The 18,831-nt window shown below is 71.2% G+C and carries 16 protein-coding genes; 2 read left to right on the forward strand and 14 right to left on the reverse strand.

Features of this window, described 5'->3' with window-relative positions:
- From BBH68_RS36330 to BBH68_RS36385, 12 genes are all read right to left on the reverse strand, one after another.
- Positions 1-2,432: SpoIIE family protein phosphatase (locus tag BBH68_RS36330; protein WP_065968123.1), on the reverse strand; the 2,432-nt coding region annotated here is incomplete at its 3' end.
- Between the two features lie 88 nt (positions 2,433-2,520).
- Positions 2,521-3,675: an XdhC family protein gene (locus BBH68_RS36335; protein WP_065968125.1), complete on the reverse strand. Its 1,155-nt coding sequence runs from the start codon at positions 3,673-3,675 to the stop codon at positions 2,521-2,523.
- A gap of 46 nt (positions 3,676-3,721) precedes the next feature.
- Positions 3,722-4,492 carry a maleate cis-trans isomerase family protein gene (locus BBH68_RS36340; protein ID WP_065968127.1) on the reverse strand — a complete coding sequence of 257 codons (771 nt, stop codon included), beginning with the start codon at positions 4,490-4,492 and terminating at the stop codon, positions 3,722-3,724.
- A gap of 72 nt (positions 4,493-4,564) precedes the next feature.
- Positions 4,565-5,425 (reverse strand): alpha/beta fold hydrolase, encoded by an 861-nt coding sequence (locus tag BBH68_RS36345; RefSeq protein ID WP_065968129.1) that lies wholly within the window; start codon positions 5,423-5,425, stop codon positions 4,565-4,567.
- 31 nt (positions 5,426-5,456) lie between these two features.
- Complete coding sequence (locus BBH68_RS36350) at positions 5,457-6,158, reverse strand: isochorismatase family protein (RefSeq protein WP_065968134.1); 702 nt, start codon at positions 6,156-6,158, stop codon at positions 5,457-5,459.
- Positions 6,155-6,799 (reverse strand): SRPBCC family protein, encoded by a 645-nt coding sequence (locus tag BBH68_RS36355; protein WP_065968139.1) that lies wholly within the window; start codon positions 6,797-6,799, stop codon positions 6,155-6,157. Before BBH68_RS36355 ends, BBH68_RS36350 begins: the two co-directional genes overlap by 4 nt.
- The gene (locus BBH68_RS36360; protein WP_065968140.1) at positions 6,790-7,329 is read right to left on the reverse strand and encodes a (2Fe-2S)-binding protein; all 540 of its coding nucleotides are present in this window, start codon (positions 7,327-7,329) and stop codon (positions 6,790-6,792) included. The genes BBH68_RS36355 and BBH68_RS36360 overlap by 10 nt, the downstream gene beginning before the upstream one ends.
- On the reverse strand, positions 7,326-9,698 hold the full coding sequence (locus BBH68_RS36365) for a xanthine dehydrogenase family protein molybdopterin-binding subunit (RefSeq protein ID WP_065968142.1): 2,373 nt from the start codon (positions 9,696-9,698) through the stop codon (positions 7,326-7,328). The genes BBH68_RS36360 and BBH68_RS36365 overlap by 4 nt, the downstream gene beginning before the upstream one ends.
- Positions 9,695-10,543 carry an FAD binding domain-containing protein gene (locus BBH68_RS36370; protein WP_065968143.1) on the reverse strand — a complete coding sequence of 283 codons (849 nt, stop codon included), beginning with the start codon at positions 10,541-10,543 and terminating at the stop codon, positions 9,695-9,697. The genes BBH68_RS36365 and BBH68_RS36370 overlap by 4 nt, the downstream gene beginning before the upstream one ends.
- Positions 10,544-10,603: 60 nt before the next feature.
- Positions 10,604-12,007 carry an MFS transporter gene (locus BBH68_RS36375; protein ID WP_065968145.1) on the reverse strand — a complete coding sequence of 468 codons (1,404 nt, stop codon included), beginning with the start codon at positions 12,005-12,007 and terminating at the stop codon, positions 10,604-10,606.
- A 176-nt stretch (positions 12,008-12,183) separates the two neighbouring features.
- A complete protein-coding gene (locus BBH68_RS36380; RefSeq protein WP_065968149.1) occupies positions 12,184-13,455 on the reverse strand; it encodes an FAD-dependent monooxygenase in 1,272 nt (423 codons plus the stop codon).
- 34 nt (positions 13,456-13,489) lie between these two features.
- Positions 13,490-14,521 carry a 2,5-dihydroxypyridine 5,6-dioxygenase NicX family protein gene (locus BBH68_RS36385; protein WP_065968151.1) on the reverse strand — a complete coding sequence of 344 codons (1,032 nt, stop codon included), beginning with the start codon at positions 14,519-14,521 and terminating at the stop codon, positions 13,490-13,492.
- 409 nt (positions 14,522-14,930) lie between these two features.
- Between BBH68_RS36385 and BBH68_RS36390 the strand changes: the two genes are divergently transcribed.
- Entirely contained in the window at positions 14,931-15,761 is an 831-nt protein-coding gene (locus tag BBH68_RS36390; RefSeq protein WP_425428895.1) for an aminoglycoside phosphotransferase family protein, read from the forward strand.
- Between the two features lie 244 nt (positions 15,762-16,005).
- On the opposite strand, the gene BBH68_RS36395 is transcribed toward BBH68_RS36390, so the two are convergent.
- The gene (locus BBH68_RS36395; protein WP_065968152.1) at positions 16,006-16,899 is read right to left on the reverse strand and encodes an NADP-dependent oxidoreductase; all 894 of its coding nucleotides are present in this window, start codon (positions 16,897-16,899) and stop codon (positions 16,006-16,008) included.
- Between the two features lie 70 nt (positions 16,900-16,969).
- Between BBH68_RS36395 and BBH68_RS36400 the strand changes: the two genes are divergently transcribed.
- Positions 16,970-17,575, forward strand: coding sequence for a TetR/AcrR family transcriptional regulator (locus BBH68_RS36400; protein WP_065968153.1), 606 nt, complete (start codon positions 16,970-16,972; stop codon positions 17,573-17,575).
- A 115-nt stretch (positions 17,576-17,690) separates the two neighbouring features.
- Here BBH68_RS36400 and BBH68_RS36405 read toward each other — a convergent pair whose 3' ends face one another.
- A complete protein-coding gene (locus BBH68_RS36405) occupies positions 17,691-18,614 on the reverse strand; it encodes a glycoside hydrolase family 16 protein (RefSeq protein WP_079151433.1) in 924 nt (307 codons plus the stop codon).
- Positions 18,615-18,831: the final 217 nt, after the last annotated feature.

Consider the following 18,831-nt stretch of genomic DNA (forward strand, 5'->3'; position numbering starts at 1 on the left):
CAGATGACCTTGCCCTCCGGCAGGTAGCGCGTGCCCCACCGCTGGGTGAACTGAGAGATCAGGAGCAGGCCGCGGCCGCCCTCGTCCGTCGTCTTCGGATGCCGCGGGTGCGGAGCGGTGGCCCTGCCGTCGAACACCTCGCAGATCAGCGACCGCTCCAGGATCAGGCGCAGCCGGATGGGACCGATGGCATGCCGCATCGCGTTGGTGACGAGTTCGCTGACCACCAGCTCGGTGGTGAAGGCCAGCTCGTCCAGTCCCCAGGCGGCGAGCTGCCGGCTGCTCGCTCTGCGGGCCTCGGCGACGACCGCCGGGTCGGTGGGCAGATCCCACGCGGCGACCCGTTCGGGGCCGAGGCGCCTGGTGCGTGCCATCAGCAGGGCCGCGTCGTCGTCGGGGCGGCCGGGGACCAGTTCGTCGACCACGGCGCGGCACTTGCGGTCGAGTGAGGGGTCGAAGCGCTCCAGCTGGCGGCGCAGATGCCCTCTCGCCGTGCCGGGGTCCGTGTCCTTGTCGCCGTTGGCCGTGAGGAGGCCATCGGTGTACAGGGCGATCGTGGTGCCTTCCGGCAGGTCGAGTTCCACCGCCTCGAACGGCGGGCCGCCCACGCCGAGGGGCGGCCCGATGGGCAGCTCGGTGAACGTGACGTCGCCCTCGGGGTCGATGAGGGCCGGCACCGGGTGTCCCGCACTGGCCATGGCGCTTCGACCACTGACCGGGTCGTAGACCGCGTACAGGCAGCGGGCTCCGACGGTCCGGCGGCCGCCCGCCGCCTGAGCGCCGGCTTCGGTGCTCTCCTCCCGTGCCGCCTGGGCGACCAGATCGTCCAGGTGAGCGAGCACCTCCTCCGGTGACAGATCCAGGTCGGCGAGGGTGCGTACCGCGGTGCGCAGCTGTCCCATCGCCGCGGCCGCGTCGATGCCGTGGCCGGGGACCTCGCCGACCACCAGCGCGACCCGCGCTCCGGACAGCGGGATGACGTCGTACCAGTCGCCCCCGAGCCCGGTGAGCTCGTCGGCCGGCCGGTAGCAGGCCGCCACCGTCACCGCGTCCTGGTCCGGAAGCCGGTGCGGGAGGAGGTTGCGCTGCAGGACGAGGGCCGCCTCGCGCTCGCGGGTGTAGCGGCGGGCATTGTCGATGCAGACCGCGGCTCGGGCCACGAGGTCTTCCGCCAGGCTGAGGTCTTCCGCGCAGAAGGCCTCCTGGCGCTCGCGCCGGAAGAACGTGGCGACGCCCAGGGTGATGCCTCGCGCCCGGATCGGCACGATCATCGCGCTGTGCAGGCCGTGCTCCCGGAATGTGGCTCTCCGCTCGTGCGGACGTGTCTCGGCCCACTGCCGGGCCGACGGGTCGAGCCGCTCTTCCCGACAGGAGCCGCCGCCGGTCAGGCAGCGGATGGGTGGCGAGCCGGCCACGTAGGAGGTCGGGGCACCGATGTCCACGGCCGCTTCCGGGACCCCGCCCTTGGTGGACTGGTGTCCGGAGCGGCGCAGGGACGCGAGGTCGTGCTCGCCCAGCGGCCCGGGCGGGGGCTCCATCCCGTGGAGCACGGCCTCCAGCAGGTCCACGGTGACGAAGTCGGCGAGCCCGGGAACGGACACGTCGGCCAGTTCCTGGGCGGTCCGCCGCACATCCAGCGAGCGTCCCATGCGCTGACCCGCCTGGTCGAGCAGGGCCAGCCGCCGCCGGGCGCGGTGGCGTTCGCTGATGTCCTCGACCGTGTAGAACACTCCGACGGGGTGCCCGTCGTCGTCCTCGAGCCGGGTGAACGACAGCGAGTACGACGTCTCGCGGTGCGGGGCCGCCCGTACCCGGCCCACGGTTTCGAAGGCGATGACGGGTTCGCCGGTCTTCAGCACGCGGCGCATCCGGGTCTCGTACTCCTCGGCGTCGAGTCCGGGCTGGACATCGGCGAGCCGCTTGCCCAGTCGTTCGTACGGGGCGCCGCCGCCGAATCGGGCCAGGGCAGGGTTCGACCACACGTACCGCAGGTCGGTGTCCACGATCGCCATGCCCACCTGGGACTGCGACACCATCCGTTCGAGGATTCCCCGGCTCATGTCCCATCCGTGGGCCCGGCCGAGTTCCTGGAGGAGCACCAGCCAGCGATCCTGGCCGCGTGGCTCCGGGGTCAGGACGATCCGCACCATCAGCCTGACCGGATGCCCGTCGCGGTGCCGGGCCGTCAGCAGGCCGATCCATCCGGCGTTCGTCCGGCACCGCTCGGCCAGCTCGGGTACGTGTGCCGCGTCCTCGGGCGTGAGCAGTTCCACCGCCGATGTGCCGACGGCCTCGGAGGCCGGGTAGCCGAGGACGCGTGCCGCGTCGGGGGTCCAGCTGGTCACGGCCCCGTGGACGTCCAGGAGCAGCGGTGCGGCGTCGGCCACGTCGAATTGCTGCCGGGTGACGTCGGGGTCCTCGTGAATCCCCACGGCGGCACTCTCCGTCCCTGTGAGCCGTCGGCCCCCCGTCCGATTCTTCCATCCGGGGACTTTCAACGTACTGGGAGCGCTTGATCGATCAAAGGCCGGGGCCGAGGTGGATCGGTCCGGTCCGGTCGGCCAGCCGGAATCCGCTGCCGCCGCTCTTCACAGCGATGATCTCGGCCGCGATGGACACGGCGGTCTCCTCCGGGGTTCTGGCGCCCAGGTCCAGGCCGATCGGGCTGGACAGCCGCTTCAGCTCGGCCTCGGTCAGCCCCGCCTCGGTCAGCCGGTGCCACCGGTCCTCGTGGGTACGCCGGGAGCCCATCGCGCCGATGTAGCCGACGTCGGGCAGACGCAGCGCGACCCGCAGCAGGGGGACGTCGAATTTCTGGTCGTGGGTGAGTACGCAGATCACGGTGCGCCCGTCGATCCGCCCGGCGTCCGCCTCGGCCTGGAGGTATCGGTGCGGCCACTCGACCACGATCTCGTCCGCCCCGGGCAGCCGCGCGGCGGTGGCGAACACGGGGCGGGCGTCACAGACCGTGACCCGGTAGCCCAGGAACGAACCCGTCCGGGCCACCGCGTCCGCGAAGTCGACGGCGCCGAAGACAAGCATCCGAGGCGGCGGCGCGAAGGACTCGACGAACACCTCCAGGCCGGCCTCGCTCTCCTCGCTCTCCTCGCTCTCCTGGCCGCGGCAGTGCCCGTCCGCGCCGTAGCGCAGCACACCGGTCCGGCCGGCCTCGAGCAGGCCGCGGGCGTCCTGGCACAGGAGGCCGTCCAGCCGGCCGGAGCCGGTCCCGCCCGCCACCCGGTCCGGCCAGACGATCAGTCGGCGACCGAGGCGCTCGGCGGGGCCGGTGATCACGGTGGCCACGGCGACCGGCCTGCCCGCCCGTACCGTCTCGACCACCTCCCCCAGCTGCGGGAACGTCGTCGAGTCGACCCTCTCCACGAACACGTCGAGCGTGCCGCCGCAGGTCAGCCCCACCGCGAAGGCATCGGCGTCGGACACCCCGTACCGCCGGCGGAGCGGCCGGGCTCCGGCGAGCACCTCCTGGCCCAGGTCGTAGACGGCGCCTTCGACGCAGCCGCCCGAGACGCTGCCGATCGCCTCCGCACCCGGCCCGACCAGCATCGAAGCCCCTGGTCGGCGGGGAGCGGAGTGCCGCGTGGCCACCACGGTGGCCAGCGCCGACGCCTTGCCCTCGGCCCACCAGGACATCAGCGGTTCCAGCACGTCGCGCATGAGCCACTCCTCCCGCCACCCGGCGCCACCGGGACCACCCGTGCCCTCAGCTCGCGGCCGGGCCGGCCACCCGCCCGCTGAGCAGGCTTCCGGCGTCCGGCACGACGGGAGGCAGACCGAGCTCGGTCAGGATGCGGAACGCCGTCGACGTGGCCGCCGACAGCACTGGCAGCCCGGCTTCGTCCTCCACCGGCTGGATGGAGGCGAGGGAGGGCATCTGGACGCACGCCGACAGCACCAGGGCGTCGGCCCGGCGCAGATCGAGACGGCGCCAGTGGTCGCGCAGACCGGCGGGGTCGAGTCGGGCGACCGCCAGGTTGTCGGGCACTTCGAGGCTGAGCGCGTCGACCACCTCGACGCCGGCGTCCTCGATGTAGTCGACGACCGTGGCCGTCAGTTCCTTCATGTACGGCGTGATGATGGCGACCCGCCTGGCGCCGAGCGCGCCGATGCCGCTGAGCAGGGCGCCGGCGCTGGAGACCACCGGAGCCTTGGCGCCCTCGGTGCGCAGCACGGAGGTGATCTCGGCCTCCGCCACGCAGTGGTGGCCCGGCCCCTGGGCCATGATGGCGACCAGGCAGGCGGTGGCGACGACGTCGGGGCGGGCGTCGGCCAGTTCGAGGGCGGCGCGCTCGGTCTGCGCGTTCATTCCGCGCAGTTCCTCGGGGGTGACGTGCTTCATCCGCATCCTGCTGCTGTGGAACAGGAAGCGGTCCTCGGGCCGGATGGCCTCGCGGGCGTTCAGCATCCGCGGCAGTTCGGTCTCCATCGTCAGGTTGGAGCTGGGCACGATCAGGCCGATGTGATGGTCCGTCATGGGATGGGTCCTCCGGTTGGGCGTGGGGCGGCCGTCGTCCGACGTGGCCCGCCGTCAGGGGCGTGAAGGGACTCAGGCGCCGGTGCGAGGCCGGGAGAGAAGGGTGGTCAGGGTGGTGCGCAGGGCCGCGAGGGCAACCGCCGGAGCGTCCCAGAAGATCATGTGTCCGGCGCCGGGAATCCGGTGGAGCGAGGCCGGCCCGTTGCTCGCGGCTGCCTCCCGCGCGCCGGCTTCGGTGACGACGGGGCTGTCCGCGCCGTACAGCAGGTGCACGGGGTCGGGTACGCGCGGCCACCAGTCGAAGAAGTCCTCGTGCTCGAATCCCCGGTGGGTGGCCACGATGGCCTCCTCGGCGCAGCTGGACAGCCAGCGCGCCCGCAGTTCCTGCTCGCGCCGGGGCCAGGTGGGCCAGGAGAGGGCCACCTCGTCGGCATCCGTGCCGCGCCGGGCCTCGGACAGTTGCCGCAGGAAGGCGTCCCGGCTGGTGGGGTACGGTCCGCGGCCCGGGCCGCTCATCGGCGGATCGCCCAGCACCGCGCCCCGCAGGGGCACCTTGCCCCGCACGGCGACGACGGCCGCGATCCGGGCCCCCATGGAGTGGCCGAGGAGCAAGGGCCGGTCGAGTCCGAGGCCGGTGATGAGCGCTTCGGTGTCCTCGGCGTACTCCTCCAGACCGTAGCTGTCGCCCTCGTCCGACAGTCCCCGGCCACGTACGTCCAGCACCACGGGCCTGACCAGATCGGTCAGCTCGCGGGCGACGAAGTCCATGGTGATCGCGGGGCTGGTGATGCCGGGGAGGACGACGAGCGGGGGCAGGTCGCCGCCGTAGTCGAGTGCGTGCAGCCTCAGGCCGCCCGAGCGGACCCACCGGCTGGTGGCGGGCACGTCGGCGAGGTCCGCGAGCGCGGCCTGCGGGATCGATCGCTGGGACACGGTTCTCCTTCTCGGACACGTGGGCGCCGGCTCATGCACGCGGGCGCCGGCTCATGCGTGGGCTCCGGGCGGCCGGGGGGACGGGAACGGAGCCGAGGTAGCGGACGGCGTCGTCGAGGCTGATGACATCGCCGTACTTGGCCTGGATGTCGAACAGCGCCGCGGCCGCCGGTCCGTCGGCCCGGTCGCCCACGCAGGCGCTGGGGACCAGCACCGGGAAGCCCGACTGGACGGCGTCGACGGCGGTGGCCCGGACACAGCCGCTGGTGGTGGCGCCGCACACCACGACGGTGTCGCAGCCGAGCCCGGTCAGCGCGGCGGCGAGATGGGTGCCGTAGAAGGCGGAGGCTCCCTTTTTCACCACCAGCAGGTCATGTCCGGGCCGCATGGGCAGCCTCGGGTCGATGGCGACCGCGTCGCTGCCCTCGACCAGTCCGCGCAGCCCCGGTGCCTTGCGCAGCCAGGCGATCGAGTCGCCGGACGCCTCGGCCTCGGTGTAGGCGATGGCGGTGAAGACCACCGGCACGTCGGCCGGGCGCCCCGCCTCGATCAGAGAAGTGGTCGCCGCCACGACGTCGCTCAGGTCGGCGCCCGAGGGATACGACGCGTCGGTGAAGCCCCGGGTCAGGTCCACCACGACGATCGCCGGACGGCTGCCGCGCCGGACCGGGGCGCCGAAGCCGGCCTTCTCGTAGGTGCGGTCGGTCCCCGCACCGTAGAGTCCGCCGCTCATCGGCGCCTGCCCAGGAGCCGGCCCTGGAGGAGCCCGAACAGGAAGGCGGCGATCAACGGGCCGTACTTCTTCAGCAGCGGGACGGCGACCAGGGACAACCCGTTGAGCTCGGCGGACGCCGCCGCGGGGGCGGCGGTCACGGGAGTGCCCGCGACGGGGGCGGTGGCGGTGCCCGTCGTGGGAGCGGCCGCCCCGCCCTGGCTGAGCAGCAGATTCCCGAGGTTCTGGGCGAACTGCTGGAGGATCCGGTCGGACACGGTGGCGATGGCGCCCTTGCCGAACTGGGCGATCTTGCCCCGGATCACCAGGTCCGTGGTGAGGTTCAGCTGCGCGCCGTCCGGGGCCGGGAGCACCTCCAGGCGGACCTCGGCCTCGGCGTCGCCGCTGCCGTGGGTGTCGGCCCCGCTGGCGTGGACCCGCAGGTACCGCTTCTCCGCGTCCACCTCCAGGAAGCGCACACTGCCGGCGTAGGCGGCCGTGATCGGGCCCACCTTGACCTTGACCGAGCCGCGCCAGGCGTCGCCGTCACGGCCCTCCAGAGCGGCGCCCGGCATACAGGACGCCACTCGCTCGACGTCGCTGATCAGGGCGAACACCGCGTCAGGCGCGGCTTTGACGGGAACGGTGTTGATCAGTTGCATGATGTCTCCTCGGTGCCCGCGGCTCGCTGGGCCCGCCGGGCGGTCGCGCAGGCGTCGATCGCCTCGACGATGGTCTGGTAGCCGGTGCACCGGCACAGGTTCGCGGCGACGACCTCCCGGATCTCCTCCTTGCTCGCCTCGGGCCGCTCGGTGAGGAAGCCCTGGGCGAGCATGAGGAAACCGGGGGTGCAGAAGCCGCACTGCAGGCCGTGGTGGTCACTGAACGCCCGCTGGAGATCGCCGAGTTCGCCGGTGTCCGCGTCGGCGAGGGACTCGACGGTGGTGATCCTCGCCCCTTCCGCCTGCGCGGCGAACATCAGGCAGGCCCTGGAAGGCAGCCCGTCGACGAGCACGGTGCAGGCTCCGCAGATGCCGTGCTCGCAGCCGACGTGCGTGCCGGTCAGCCGCAGGTCGTGGCGGAGCACGTCCACCAGGGTGCGGCGCGGTGCGGTGATCACTTCGTACGACGTTCCGTTGACGTCGAGGGTGATGAGCTGGGCGTCGTCGCCGAGGCCGCTGGTGTCGTTCATCGGGTCTGCTCCAGTGCGGGGGAGGTCAGGGCGCGGTGGACCGTCTCCGGTGTGATGGGGGTGGTGTCCAGTTCGACGCCGGTGGCGCGCAGTGCGTCGTTGACGGCGTTGAGCACCGCGGCCGGGGCCCCGATGGTGCCGCCCTCCCCGGCCCCCTTGGCGCCGGTCTCGGTGAAGGCACACGGGGTTTCCAGGTGGTGGATGGTGACATCGGGAATCTCGTGGGCGGTGGGCACCTTGTAGTCCATGAAGCTGGTGGCCGACGGCTCGCCCTGCGCGTCGTAGGTGATCTGCTCGAAGAGCGCTCCGGCGATGCCCTGGGCGATGCCGCCACGGCACTGGCCCTCCACGACCTGCGGGTGGATCGCCACACCGCAGTCCTCGACGCAGACATACGCGAGGATCTCCACCTGGCCGGTGCCCTCGTGCAGTTCTACGACCGCTCCATGGGTGGCGTTGGAGAAGGTGCCGTCGGTGGTGACGTCGAAGGCGGCGGTGGCGGTGAGACCGGGCTCGATGTCCTCCGGCAGCAGATGCGACTTGAGGTAGGCGATGTCGGCCAGGTGCTCGTAGGTGAGCTCGATGCCGGGTTCGTCGCGGCGGCGGACCCGGCCGCGGGCCAGTTCCGTCTCCTCCGGGGGGACACCCCACTCGGCGGCGGCGATGGCGCGGAGCTTGTCACCGAGCTTGACCGCCGCCCGGCGTACGGCGCTGCCGCCGACCGTGATCGAGCGGCTGGCGAAGGTGCCCCAGCCGTAGGTGATGCGATCGGTGTCGCCCTGGTGGAGTTTGACCTTGGCGAGGTCGACGCCGAGCGCGTCGGCCACGATCTGCGCCATGGTCGTCTCGTGGCTCTGCCCGTGGCTCATGGTGCCGGTGGTGACGGTGACCGCGCCGCCGGTGTCCATCCGGACCTCGGAGAGGTCGAAGCCGGGCACGACCTGCATCTTGCGGGCGGCGAAGGCGGCCGAGCCGTATCCGGTGCGTTCGCTGAAGCAGCTGTAGCCGATCCCGATGTGCCGCCCCTCGGCCCGGGCGGCGGCCTGCCGGTCGTACCAGCCCGCTTCCTTCAGCGCCTGCTCGCACAGGTCGAGGGACTCCAGGTACGAGCCGGGGTCGTAGGTGATGTGGTTGACGCCGGTGTACGGGAAGTCGGTGATGAGGTTGCGCCGCCGGATCTCCAGCGGATCCATGTCCAGTTCGCGTGCGGCGCGTTCCATGAGCCGTTCGACGACCATCACGTACTGCGGGCGGCTCACACCCCGGTAGGGGGCGGTGGGCGCCTTGTTGGTGGTGATGGCCCGGCCGCGCACCCGATAGGCGGGGACCTTGTACACGCCGGGCATCTCGCCGGCGGCCATCAGCGGCTCGATGCCCGCGGTGAAGGGGTAGCAGGAGTAGGCGCCCATGTCGCAGACCACGTCGGCGTCGAGGCCGAGGATCCGGCCGTCGGCGTCGAAGGCCGCTCGTGCGGTGTAGTGCTGTTCGCGGGCGAGGAAGGACGCGGACAGCGCGTCCTTGCGGTCCTCGATCCACTTGACGGGCCGGCGGAGCCGCAGTGCGGCCGCCGCGGCGGCGATCTCCTCACGGCCGACCACGCATTTGAGGCCGAAGCCGCCGCCCATGTCGGGGACGATCACACGCACCGCGCGCTCGTCGAGCCCCAGACAGCGCGAGGCGACGGTGCGCACCTGATGCGGGATCTGGGTGCAGGTGTGCACGACGAGCTGTTCCTCACGGGCGTCCCACTGCGCCACCGCACCGCGGGTCTCCAGCGGCAGCGCGTTCTGCCGGCCGGTCCTCGCCTCGACACGGACCACACAGGGGGCGTTTTCGAAGATCCCGTCGATGCCCTCGGTGGCGAACAGGGAGACATCGACCAAGGTGTTGCGTACGGCCTCCTCGTGCACCAGGGCGGCGCCCGGAGCGAGGGCCTGCTCCTCGCAGGTGACGGGCGGGAGCGACTCGTACGTCACCCTGGCCGCTTCCAGGCCGTCCTCGGCCGCGTACGGGTCCCGGGCGACGACGACGGCGATGGGCTCGCCCACGTAGCGGACCCGGTCGCGGGCGAGAACGGGCATGGCGGTGGGCACGAATTCGGCCGGCGGGCGGTCGAGTCGCGCGGTGATGTCGCCCAGCCCGAGATCGGCGGCGGTGAACGCCGCGACGACGCCCGGCACCCGGCGTACCGCCGTGAGGTCGACGGCGGTGATCAGGCCGTGGGCGACGGTGCTGCGGACGAACTGCGCGTGCAGCATGCCGGGCAGCTCGATGTCGTCGACGAAACGGCCGTGTCCGGTCAGCAGCCGGGGGTCCTCGCGGCGCGCCACCGACCTGCCGACCAGTTGGTTCTCCGTGACGGACGTCATCGGGACATCGCCTCCTCGCAGGCGCGTTCGACCAGGGTGCGGATGAGGTGTTTGCGGTAGTGGGCGCTGCCGTTCGCGTCGCCCGGCGGGTCCACCGCGTCCGCCGCCGCTTCCGCGCAGTCGCGGAAGGAACCGCCCGCGGCCAGCACCGCCTCGGCCTCGGGGACCCGCACCGGCATCGCGGCCACACCCCCGAGGGCGACCCGGCCGCTGTTCACGGTCCGGCCGTCGGTGTCCAGATCGACGGCGGCCGACACGATGGCGAAGTCCCCGCGGCGCTCGGCGAACTCGGTGAGCGCCGCGTGCGGCGCGGGACGCGGGAAGACGATCTCGACCAGGATCTCGTCCGGGTCCAGGGCCGTCGTGTAGTAGCCGAAGAAGAACTCCCGGGCGGGGATGCGGCGTTGGCCGCGCGGGCCTCGGGCCACGAACTCGGCGTCCAGCAGCACGGCGAGCAGGCACCACTCGGCGGTGGCGTCGCCGTGTGCCATGCTGCCGCCGACCGTGCCGCGGGTGCGGATGGGCAGATGGCCGATCCACGCCATGGCGTCACGGATGACGTCGAAGCCCGCTCCCAGCTCGCGCGGCGAGGCGGTCTCCACCGTGTGATGGGTCGTGAGTGCCCCGATGCGCAGCTCGCCGTCGGCGCCGACGCCGAGGTGGTCGAGCTCCCGCAGGCCGCCGATGTCGACCAGGTGGGCGGGGCGGGCCAGCCGGAAGTTCATCATCGCGACCAGGCTCTGGCCGCCGGCGATGACCTTGGCGTCGTCGCCCAGCTCGGCGAGGAGCGCTGTGGCGCCCTCGACGTCGCGCGCCCGGTGGTAGCGGAAGGGAGCGGGCTTCATGTCTCTCCTGTCGTACGGACTGTCGCGGGCGGGGTGTGCCCGGTCAGGCGGGGAGCACCCTCAGAGCACCGCCTGACCGGGGGCCTGTGCCGGGGCCCGGCGGGTTCCCGGAATGACCTCGGGGCTGTCGTCCAGTGCCCGACCCCTGGTCTCGGGGGCCGCGACCGCCATCCAGCCGACGGACCCCACCACGGCGAGCGCGAGCACCGCGAACGTCAGCGGCAGCCCCAGCAGTGGCCACATCACCGAACCGAACAGCAGCGGGGCGAAGCCGGTCAGCACCCGGCTGAAGGAGGACGCCCAGCCGAAGCCGCTGGCCCGCAGCACCGTCGGGTACAGCTCGGACACGTAGGCGTACATGGCGGGGATGGTCAGCTGCATCAGGAAACCGAAGACGGCGAGGGCGACCACCGCCCCCGTGGGCATGTGCAGCACTTCCGCGAACGCCACCAGCGCGAGCGAGGCGAGTGGGGCCGTGACGCCGATGAGCCACTTCCGGCCCACCATGTCCACCAGCACGGTGGACGCCAGAACGGCGAGGATGCCGACGCCGCTCATCAGCGTGGTGCTCATGAACGCGACCCGGTCGCCGAGCCCCTGTTCCTCGAGAATGGACGGCATCCAGCTCAGCGCCGCGTAGTACACCAGCATGACGGTGGCGAACAGCAGCCAGGCGGCGGAGGTGACGCGGGGGCTGAACTTCCAGACGTCCCGCAGCTGTTCGAGTGCGGCCCGGGGCCCACGTGCCTTGTGGTCCTCCACCGGGGCGGGGATGACGTACGGCTCGACCGGCGCTCCGGTACGGGCCACCAGATCGTCGATGACGATGCGTGCCTCGGCCTCCCTGCCCTTCTTGCTGAGGAAGATCGGCGATTCGGGAACACCCCGGCGCACCCAGAACAACAGCAGCGCGGGAACGCTCATGGTGGTGAGCATCCATCGCCAGTTGTTGTCGAGGGTCAGCATCGCCGTCGACACCAGGCCGCACAGCGTCACGCCGATGGGCCACCACACGTCCAGCGCGGTGAGGACACGCCCGCGGTACTTCTTCGGGGAGAACTCGGCCACCAGGGCGTAGTCGACCGGGATACAGCCGCCGAGCCCGACACCGGCCACGAAGCGCAGGAGAAGGAAGACCCAGTAGCTCGGTGAGAGGGCGCTGAGCACCGAGAACAGCGCGAAGATCAGCAGCGTGACGCTGAACGCCTTCTTGCGGCCGATGCGGTCCGCGACGGCGCCCCAGGCCACCGCGCCCACGGCCATGCCGACCAGGTTGGCGGTGGCCACCAGGCCGCGCTGGGAGAGGGTGAGATGGAAGTGTCCACCCAGTGGCGGCATGAGGAAGCCGTTGAGGGCGATGTCGTAGGCGTCGAACAGGTAGCCGAGGCCGCCGATGATGAAGATCTTGCCCTGGACTCCCCATCTCCATGGGAGGTCCTGAACAATCTGGTCGCCTGTTTTCACGTTCACTCCACGGGTGTGCGAGGGGGACGAGCCCGCGCGGGGGCGGACACCGGGGATGGAGAGCGGGTGAGCGGGGAGCGGAGAGCGGGGGGCAGGAGCGGTTGAGCTGGGAGCGGGGGGCAGAGCGGGTGAGCGGGGAGCGGGCGAGGGGCCCCGTGGGGTCCAGTGGGGTCCGGTCAGCGGGCGAAGCGGTATTCGTACGCGCCCAGGTCCGGGTCGTTGAGCGGTGTGCCGCTCCACAACCAGTCGTAGGACACGTCGGACTCGCCGTCGAAGCCACGCCTGAGCAGCTCGTCCCGGGCCTCCTGCTGAGGGCCGTCCGGGTAGTGGTAGAAGGTCTTGTTCTGCAACGACGCGTCCTGGACCATGCCCGCGTGCTTGGCGCGCCGGTCGACGTACCGGCGAAGCGCGACCTCGATGCCGTCGGCGGCGACCCGGCCCAGCTCCTCGGCGAGGACGGCGGCGTCCTCCATGGCCTGGGAGGCGCCCTGTGCCTGGTAGGGCAGCATGGCGTGGCAGGCGTCGCCCAGAAGGGCCACCCGGCCGTCCACCCAGATCGGGTCGCGGCGGCGGTGGTGGAGCGCGAAGGCCAGGACGTCGTCCTTCGCCTTGGACAGCATCGCCGCGACACGGTCGTCCCAGTCGGAGTACGCGTTGACGAGATCGTCGGCGGTGGCGGTGGTGGTCCACTTCTCGGCCACCTCGTCGGTGCACGGGACACAGCCGACGACGTTGAGGTACTCACCGCCACGGATCATGTAGTGGACGAGGTGCCGGCCGGGGCCGTACCAGATGGTGCTCTGGAAGCGGTCCACCAGGAAACGGGTCGCCGGGTCCGCGGCGATGAGGTCGCCGGGGATCAGGGCCCGGAAGGCCATCTCCCCGGAGAACTCCAGGGTGTCCGGCAGGCCCATGAGGTCGCGGACGCGGGAACGTATGCCGTCGGCGCCGATCAGTACGTCGGCTTCGAAGCGCCGCCCGTCGTCGGTCACCGCGGCCGGGCGGCGGGGGTTGCCGCGGTCCAGTTCGGTGACCCGGCTCGCCGTGCGCAGTTCGACGACCGGTCCCGGTCCGGCCGGGTCGACGCAGGCGTCCGTGAGGACCTGGTGCAGGTCGGCCCGGTGGTAGTGCCAGTACGGCGCGTTGTACCGCTGCTTGCAGACGTCGCCGAGCTGGGTCAGGCCGACGATGCTGCCGTCCTTCCACCGGCGCCGCACCTGGTCCTGGGGCTCGGTGCGGATGACCTCCAGCCGCTTGCGCAGACCCAGCCCGAGCAGGACCCGGCTCGCGTTGGGCGCGGTCTGGATGCCCGCGCCGATCTCGCCGAACTGCGGCGCCTGCTCCAGCACGGTGACCCTCAGGCCCCGTTGCCGCAGCGACAGCGCGGCGGTCATCCCACCGAGTCCGCCTCCGACGATGACAGCTTCGAACGATTGGGTGGATGCCATGTGTGTTCTCCAGGTACAGGTGCGGCAGGCGGTATCAGAAGTCGACGAGTCGCCCCGCGGTGACGACGTCCTGGTCGTCGACGGAGACGGTGCAGCCGCGCATGGCGATGTCGAGGTGCGCGTACGACTCACGGCCGAGCACGGGGTGCGGGCCGGTGGACCACAGGAAGTTGCCGGCGAACGCCCGGGCGTCCATGCCCATCAGCTCTTCCTTGCCGTACAGGGCGGTGGCGAACCAGTCGGCGGTCCGCATCAGGCCCCAGCCCATGTGGGACAGGCTGCGCGCCCATTGGTCGTTCGCGTCCTCGAAGAAGGTGTTCAGCAGCTGCGCCTCGGCCCCTCCGGACACCTTCTCGATGTTTCCGCCCGCGATCTCCAGGGTGACCGGCTGGCGCACGTACTCCTTGAACGGCAGCAGGATGTCGCCCTCGGCCAGCACGATCCGGCCGTCGGAGAGCCGCGGCCAGCACAGCACCATGGTGCTCGGCCAGTGGTCCCAGCGGCCCGGGTCGTCGGCGAAGCCGACCTGGAACTCCGGCTTGGAGCCGGGAAGTTCCACGGTCAGGTCGGTACCGGCCTCGGAGGTCACCCGCAGGACGGACGCGTTCTTCAGCAGTTCCACGCCCTTGAGGACCTCCGCCTTGTCCTCCTCCCTGGGCAGGTTGCGGATGAGGACGTCCGGGGCGTCACAGACGAAGAGGATGCGGGTGCCGGCCCGCAGGATCTCCTGCTGCAGGGGGGCGTGGATGAAGCCCTCCCGCGTGAGGTCCACGACCAGGTCGGCCGCCTTGAGCAGCTCCTGCGCGGTGGAGTCGTTCAACACCGCGGTCAGGCCGGGCCCGGCGCCGGTACGGGTGCTGTCCGCGGGCGACGGGTTGCCGCCGGGCACGGTGGCGGCGATGACGTGCGCGCCGCATGCCTTCGCCGCGCCGAAGGCGGCCGCCACGTAGTCACCGCGGCTGGTCGGCTCGGACAGGACGACGACGTGTTCGTCGGGCCGGAGCTTGCACAGCTTCAGCTCCCGGGTGAACGCGTCGAGGAGATCGACGGAGGTGAGGTCGAGCATGTCTCGCTCCTAAGCGATGGGAAGGGGAAAGACGGCGATCGCACGGCTCGAGAGTGCGAGCGGGGGGCATGGATCCAGCCATGCGGACAGACGCCGACGTCCTGAGTCGCGGTGCTCTGGAACGCCACTGACGGAATTAATCCGAGCACGCACGATCTCGATCCGGCAAGAGGTCGGCGTCGAGATTGACCCGACTTCCTCTAGTGACTTGCATCACACTTCACCGACGCGCCCCGCCCGACCTGCACCTTCTCCCGCCCTCACGCCGCCCACCCAGGAGCCGCGCATGAGCAGGCGATGAATGCAGTGGACACGGAACCTTGCGCGAGGGAAGCCGTACGTGCTCGGATTTGCTTCATCCGCATTCGGACGACGGCCGACGGAGCCTTTTGATGGCTGATTCCCGACGGTGCGTGCTGCCTGTGAGGAGAGCCCCGATGCCATCCCTTGCTTCCCCCCGGCCTGGCCGACCGCTGTCTCACGTGATCCGGTCCGATGCGCTCGTCGGCTCGCGTCCACAGCGAGTGGTGGAAAAGCGGTGGACAGAGATCCCGCGGGCGGCAGACTGACCCGGGTGAAACGACTGCTGGTGGATGTGGAGAGCCTCACCGCTGCCTCGGGCCGGGTGCCCTCTGTGCCGGCCGTCGACGAGGAGGCGGGCGCCATGGTGTTGGAGGAGATCGCACCCGGAACACCGGCGGAGGACATGCCCGCTGCTTCGCTTCCGGGACAGTGGGCGGATCTGCTCGCCGCCCTGCACGGGGTCGCTCCGCCTCCGCTGCCGACGCGGGTGCTGCGTGAGCGGTGCGAGGAGGCCTTCGCCCGGGTCGGCAGGCGGCTGTCCGAACCTGCGATCAGCGCGCGGATGGACGTCACCGCGTGGGACAGGGCCATCCAGCGGTGCGAGCGGCTGCTGGCCACGCAAGCCACAACCGTGCTGCTCCACGGCGACCTGCACCTGGGCAACGTGCTCGACGGCGGCGCGGAGCGCGGTCTCATGGCCATCGATCCGAAAGCCTGTGTCGGTGATCCGTGCTTCGACGCTGTGGACTACGTCCTCACCGGCGCCGGGCTGGAGGGCGTCGAGACCCGCTGCGCGCGCGTGGCGGCGGCGTGCGGGCTGGATGGCGACCGGCTCCACGCCTGGAGCCAGGTGATCGCGCCGTTTGCGGCCATCGCCCACCTCGGTGACGGTGGTGAGGAACCGGTGATCGACGAACTGCTCACGTTGGCCCGGTGAGCACACCGGAATGGGCAGACACGGCCGGCAACCTGTCCGCCGACAGATGCCGAGCGACTGGGTCGTTCTCCAGATCGGCGTTCGGCCGGTGTGACGGCCCTGCCCGGTCTGTGATCACAGCCCCGCTCCGAGGGCCGGCCCGGCGGCACACTGCCGCCCGCGACCGACGAAGCCCCGGCGGCCCGGTGTTCACCGGGCCGGCGCCGTCCTCAATATCTACGTGAGGACGGCGCGCGGCCGGCTGTCAAACAACCAGGACCCGGCGCCCGCGCGTGTGACCGGCCTGGCTGTCGATGTGCGCCGCGGCAGCCTCAGCGAGCGGGTACGACTTCTCGACCGGGATGTGGAGCTTTCCCCGCGAGATAAGGTCGACGGCCTCGGCAAGCGCCTCCGGGACGCTCCCTGCCACGCCGGAGAACCGGACACCGAACTCCGGCGCGGCGAGATCGGCGATGGAGATCACCTTCTGCGGATCCCCGGTCAGCTCGACGAGTTCGCGGATCACGCCCGAGCCGGCCAGATCGAGAGCCGCGTCGACCTGGCCGAGCCGCCGCACCCGCTCGACCCAGCCCTCGCCGTATGTCGTGGCGAGGGCGCCCAGGCTGCGCAGATAGTCCTGGTTCGCGGCCCCGGCCGTGCCGATCACCGTGATGCCGCGGTCGCGGGCGATCTGCAGCACCGCCGACCCGACTCCCCCGGACGCCCCGCTGACCAGCAGCGTCTGCCCGGGCTGCACACCGACCTGGGAGATGATGCGCAGCGCGGTCTCCACCACGGAGGGGTACCCGGCCGCCTCTTCGAACGTCAGCCCCTCGGGCATACGGGCCCAGGCCGAGAGCACGGCGAACTCGGCGTAGGTGCTCGAGCCTTCGCCGAACACGTGGTCGCCGACCTCGACCCCTTCGACGCCCTCGCCGACCTCGTCCACCACGCCGGAGGCGTCCAGCCCGACTCCGGAGGGCAGCTCGATCGGATGGGCCTTGAGGATCTGGCCTTCACGAATCCTCCAGTCGACGGGATTCACCCCCGCCGCCCGCACAGCGATGCGCACCTGGCCGGGGCCCGCGTGGGGCTCCTCGGCGTCCACGAATCGCAGAACCTCTGGACCGCCGAACTCGGCGAAGCTCACTTTCTTCATGCCATCGACCGTAACCCTAACGGTTAGCATTTTGCAACCGTTCTTTCTTTGGGTCTGATAGCGTGAGGGCATGACCGTGCCGTCCGGGCGACGCGAGCGCAAGAAGGCCGCGACCCGCCAGAAGATCGCCGACACCGCCCTGCGGCTCTTCCTGGAACGCGGGTACGACGCGGTGGGCATCCGCGACGTGGCCGCCGAGGCCGACGTCGCCGTCACCACGGTCTTCTCCCACTTCGCCTCGAAAGAGGCCCTGGTGTTCGAGCAGGACGAAGACTTCGAGCAACGCCTCACACAGGCGGTCACCGGCAGGGCACCGCACGAGCCGCTCATCCCCGCGCTACGCCGCGAGATCCAGGCCCTGGTACGCCATTGCACGGCGGACAGCGCCGCCCCGATCTGGCGCATGATCGACGAATCCCCCGCCCTGCGGGAGTACGAGGACTCGATGAGACTGCGCCACGCGGAGTCGCTGGCAGCGGCCATCGCCGCCGATCCCGCCCTCTCACGGACCCCCACGGCCTGCCGGGCGATCGCGCGGTTCGTGATCGACGCCTACTCGCTGGCCCGTGAGGCGGCCGACCCGCAGACCGCGGTGGACGAGATCTTCCAGATGATCGAGGCCGCCTGGGGCGTCACCTGCCACCCCGGAAACTCCACCGGCACCGCCGGGCCGTAGCCTCGGCGGCGCGGTCAACGAATACAGATGTGTCGCTCGGCCAGGAGCGATGATCCCGTGAGTCGGGGCAGGGCCACGGCGGCCCTGCCCCGACACACCTGCTCCCCTGGCCCGCCTACCTCTGCCAGACGCGCACGTAGTCGACCGACTTCTGCGCCGAGACCGTCGCCGGGTTCGGTTCGAGGCCGGGGCGGGAGTACACGTACAGGTCCTCGATGATGTTCGTGTTCTCCGAGGGGGTACCCGCCACGGTGCACACCAGCTTGCCGTCAATGAAGAACCTCGTGCCACTGGGCGAGATGTCCGCACCGTAGGTGTGGAAGCCCTCCCCCGGGTCGAACCCCAGCGTCGGCTGGCAGCCGCCGCCGGAGCCCGCGTGCGAGGTCAGGTGGAGCATGCGCGGGTTGTCGCTGTACTGCTCGTAGACGTCGGTCTCCTGCCAGGAGTTCACGCCGTCCGCCTGCCAGGTCCAAAAGGCGGGCCAGAAACCGCGCTTGTCGGAGACGGGCTTGCCGTTCGCGTCCTTGACGTTGTACGTCAGCTTGGCGCGCGACTCGATGAAGGCGTGCTTGAAGGTGTAGCCGCTGGAGCCGGTCGAGGTGAGCAGGCAGGACGTCCAGCCGTAGTCCGTGCCCGACGGGGAGGTGTGGTTCTCCCGCTTCGCGGTGATGGTGACCGCGCCGTCCTTCTCCTGGCAGTTGCGATCGAGGTTGTAGTCCAGCTGCTGGTTGCCCTTGTTGCCGCGGCCGTTGTCGGCGAGGGAGCTGGAGTCACCGCGCCACTTGGTGCCCCAGTCGACCGAGGTGCCGTTGAACTCGTCCCACCACTTGATGTTCCAGCCGGTGCCGCCGCCCTGCGGTTGCACCCCGGTCGGCGGGTTCTCCCCACCGGACGAGGACTGCCCGAACCCCTGTCCCGCCACGGTCGCGGCGGCCTGCCGGCTGCCGCCTCCCAGCGGATTGGCGAGGGCGGATCCCTGCGTGCTGAGGAGTGTTCCGAATGCAACGGGGATGAGTACCGCCCGCCAGGGTCGACGCATGTCCAACCTCCGTGTGGCTGCCGAATGATGCAACACAATGGGGCCGGTCTCAGCACGCGTCAAATTGGGTGCAGCAGCTCATGGAAACACGGCCGTGACAGTTGCCGCGGTGGCGGGCGACCGGGCACTGGCCAGCCGCGCGGCGTCAGCCGTTCGCGAGCGGTGCGTTTGCGGGACGTGAGTGAGACGTTTCCAGAACGTCAGTGGCCCCGGGAAA

The organism is Streptomyces sparsogenes (assembly GCF_001704635.1).
GTDB classification, from domain to species: domain Bacteria; phylum Actinomycetota; class Actinomycetes; order Streptomycetales; family Streptomycetaceae; genus Streptomyces; species Streptomyces sparsogenes.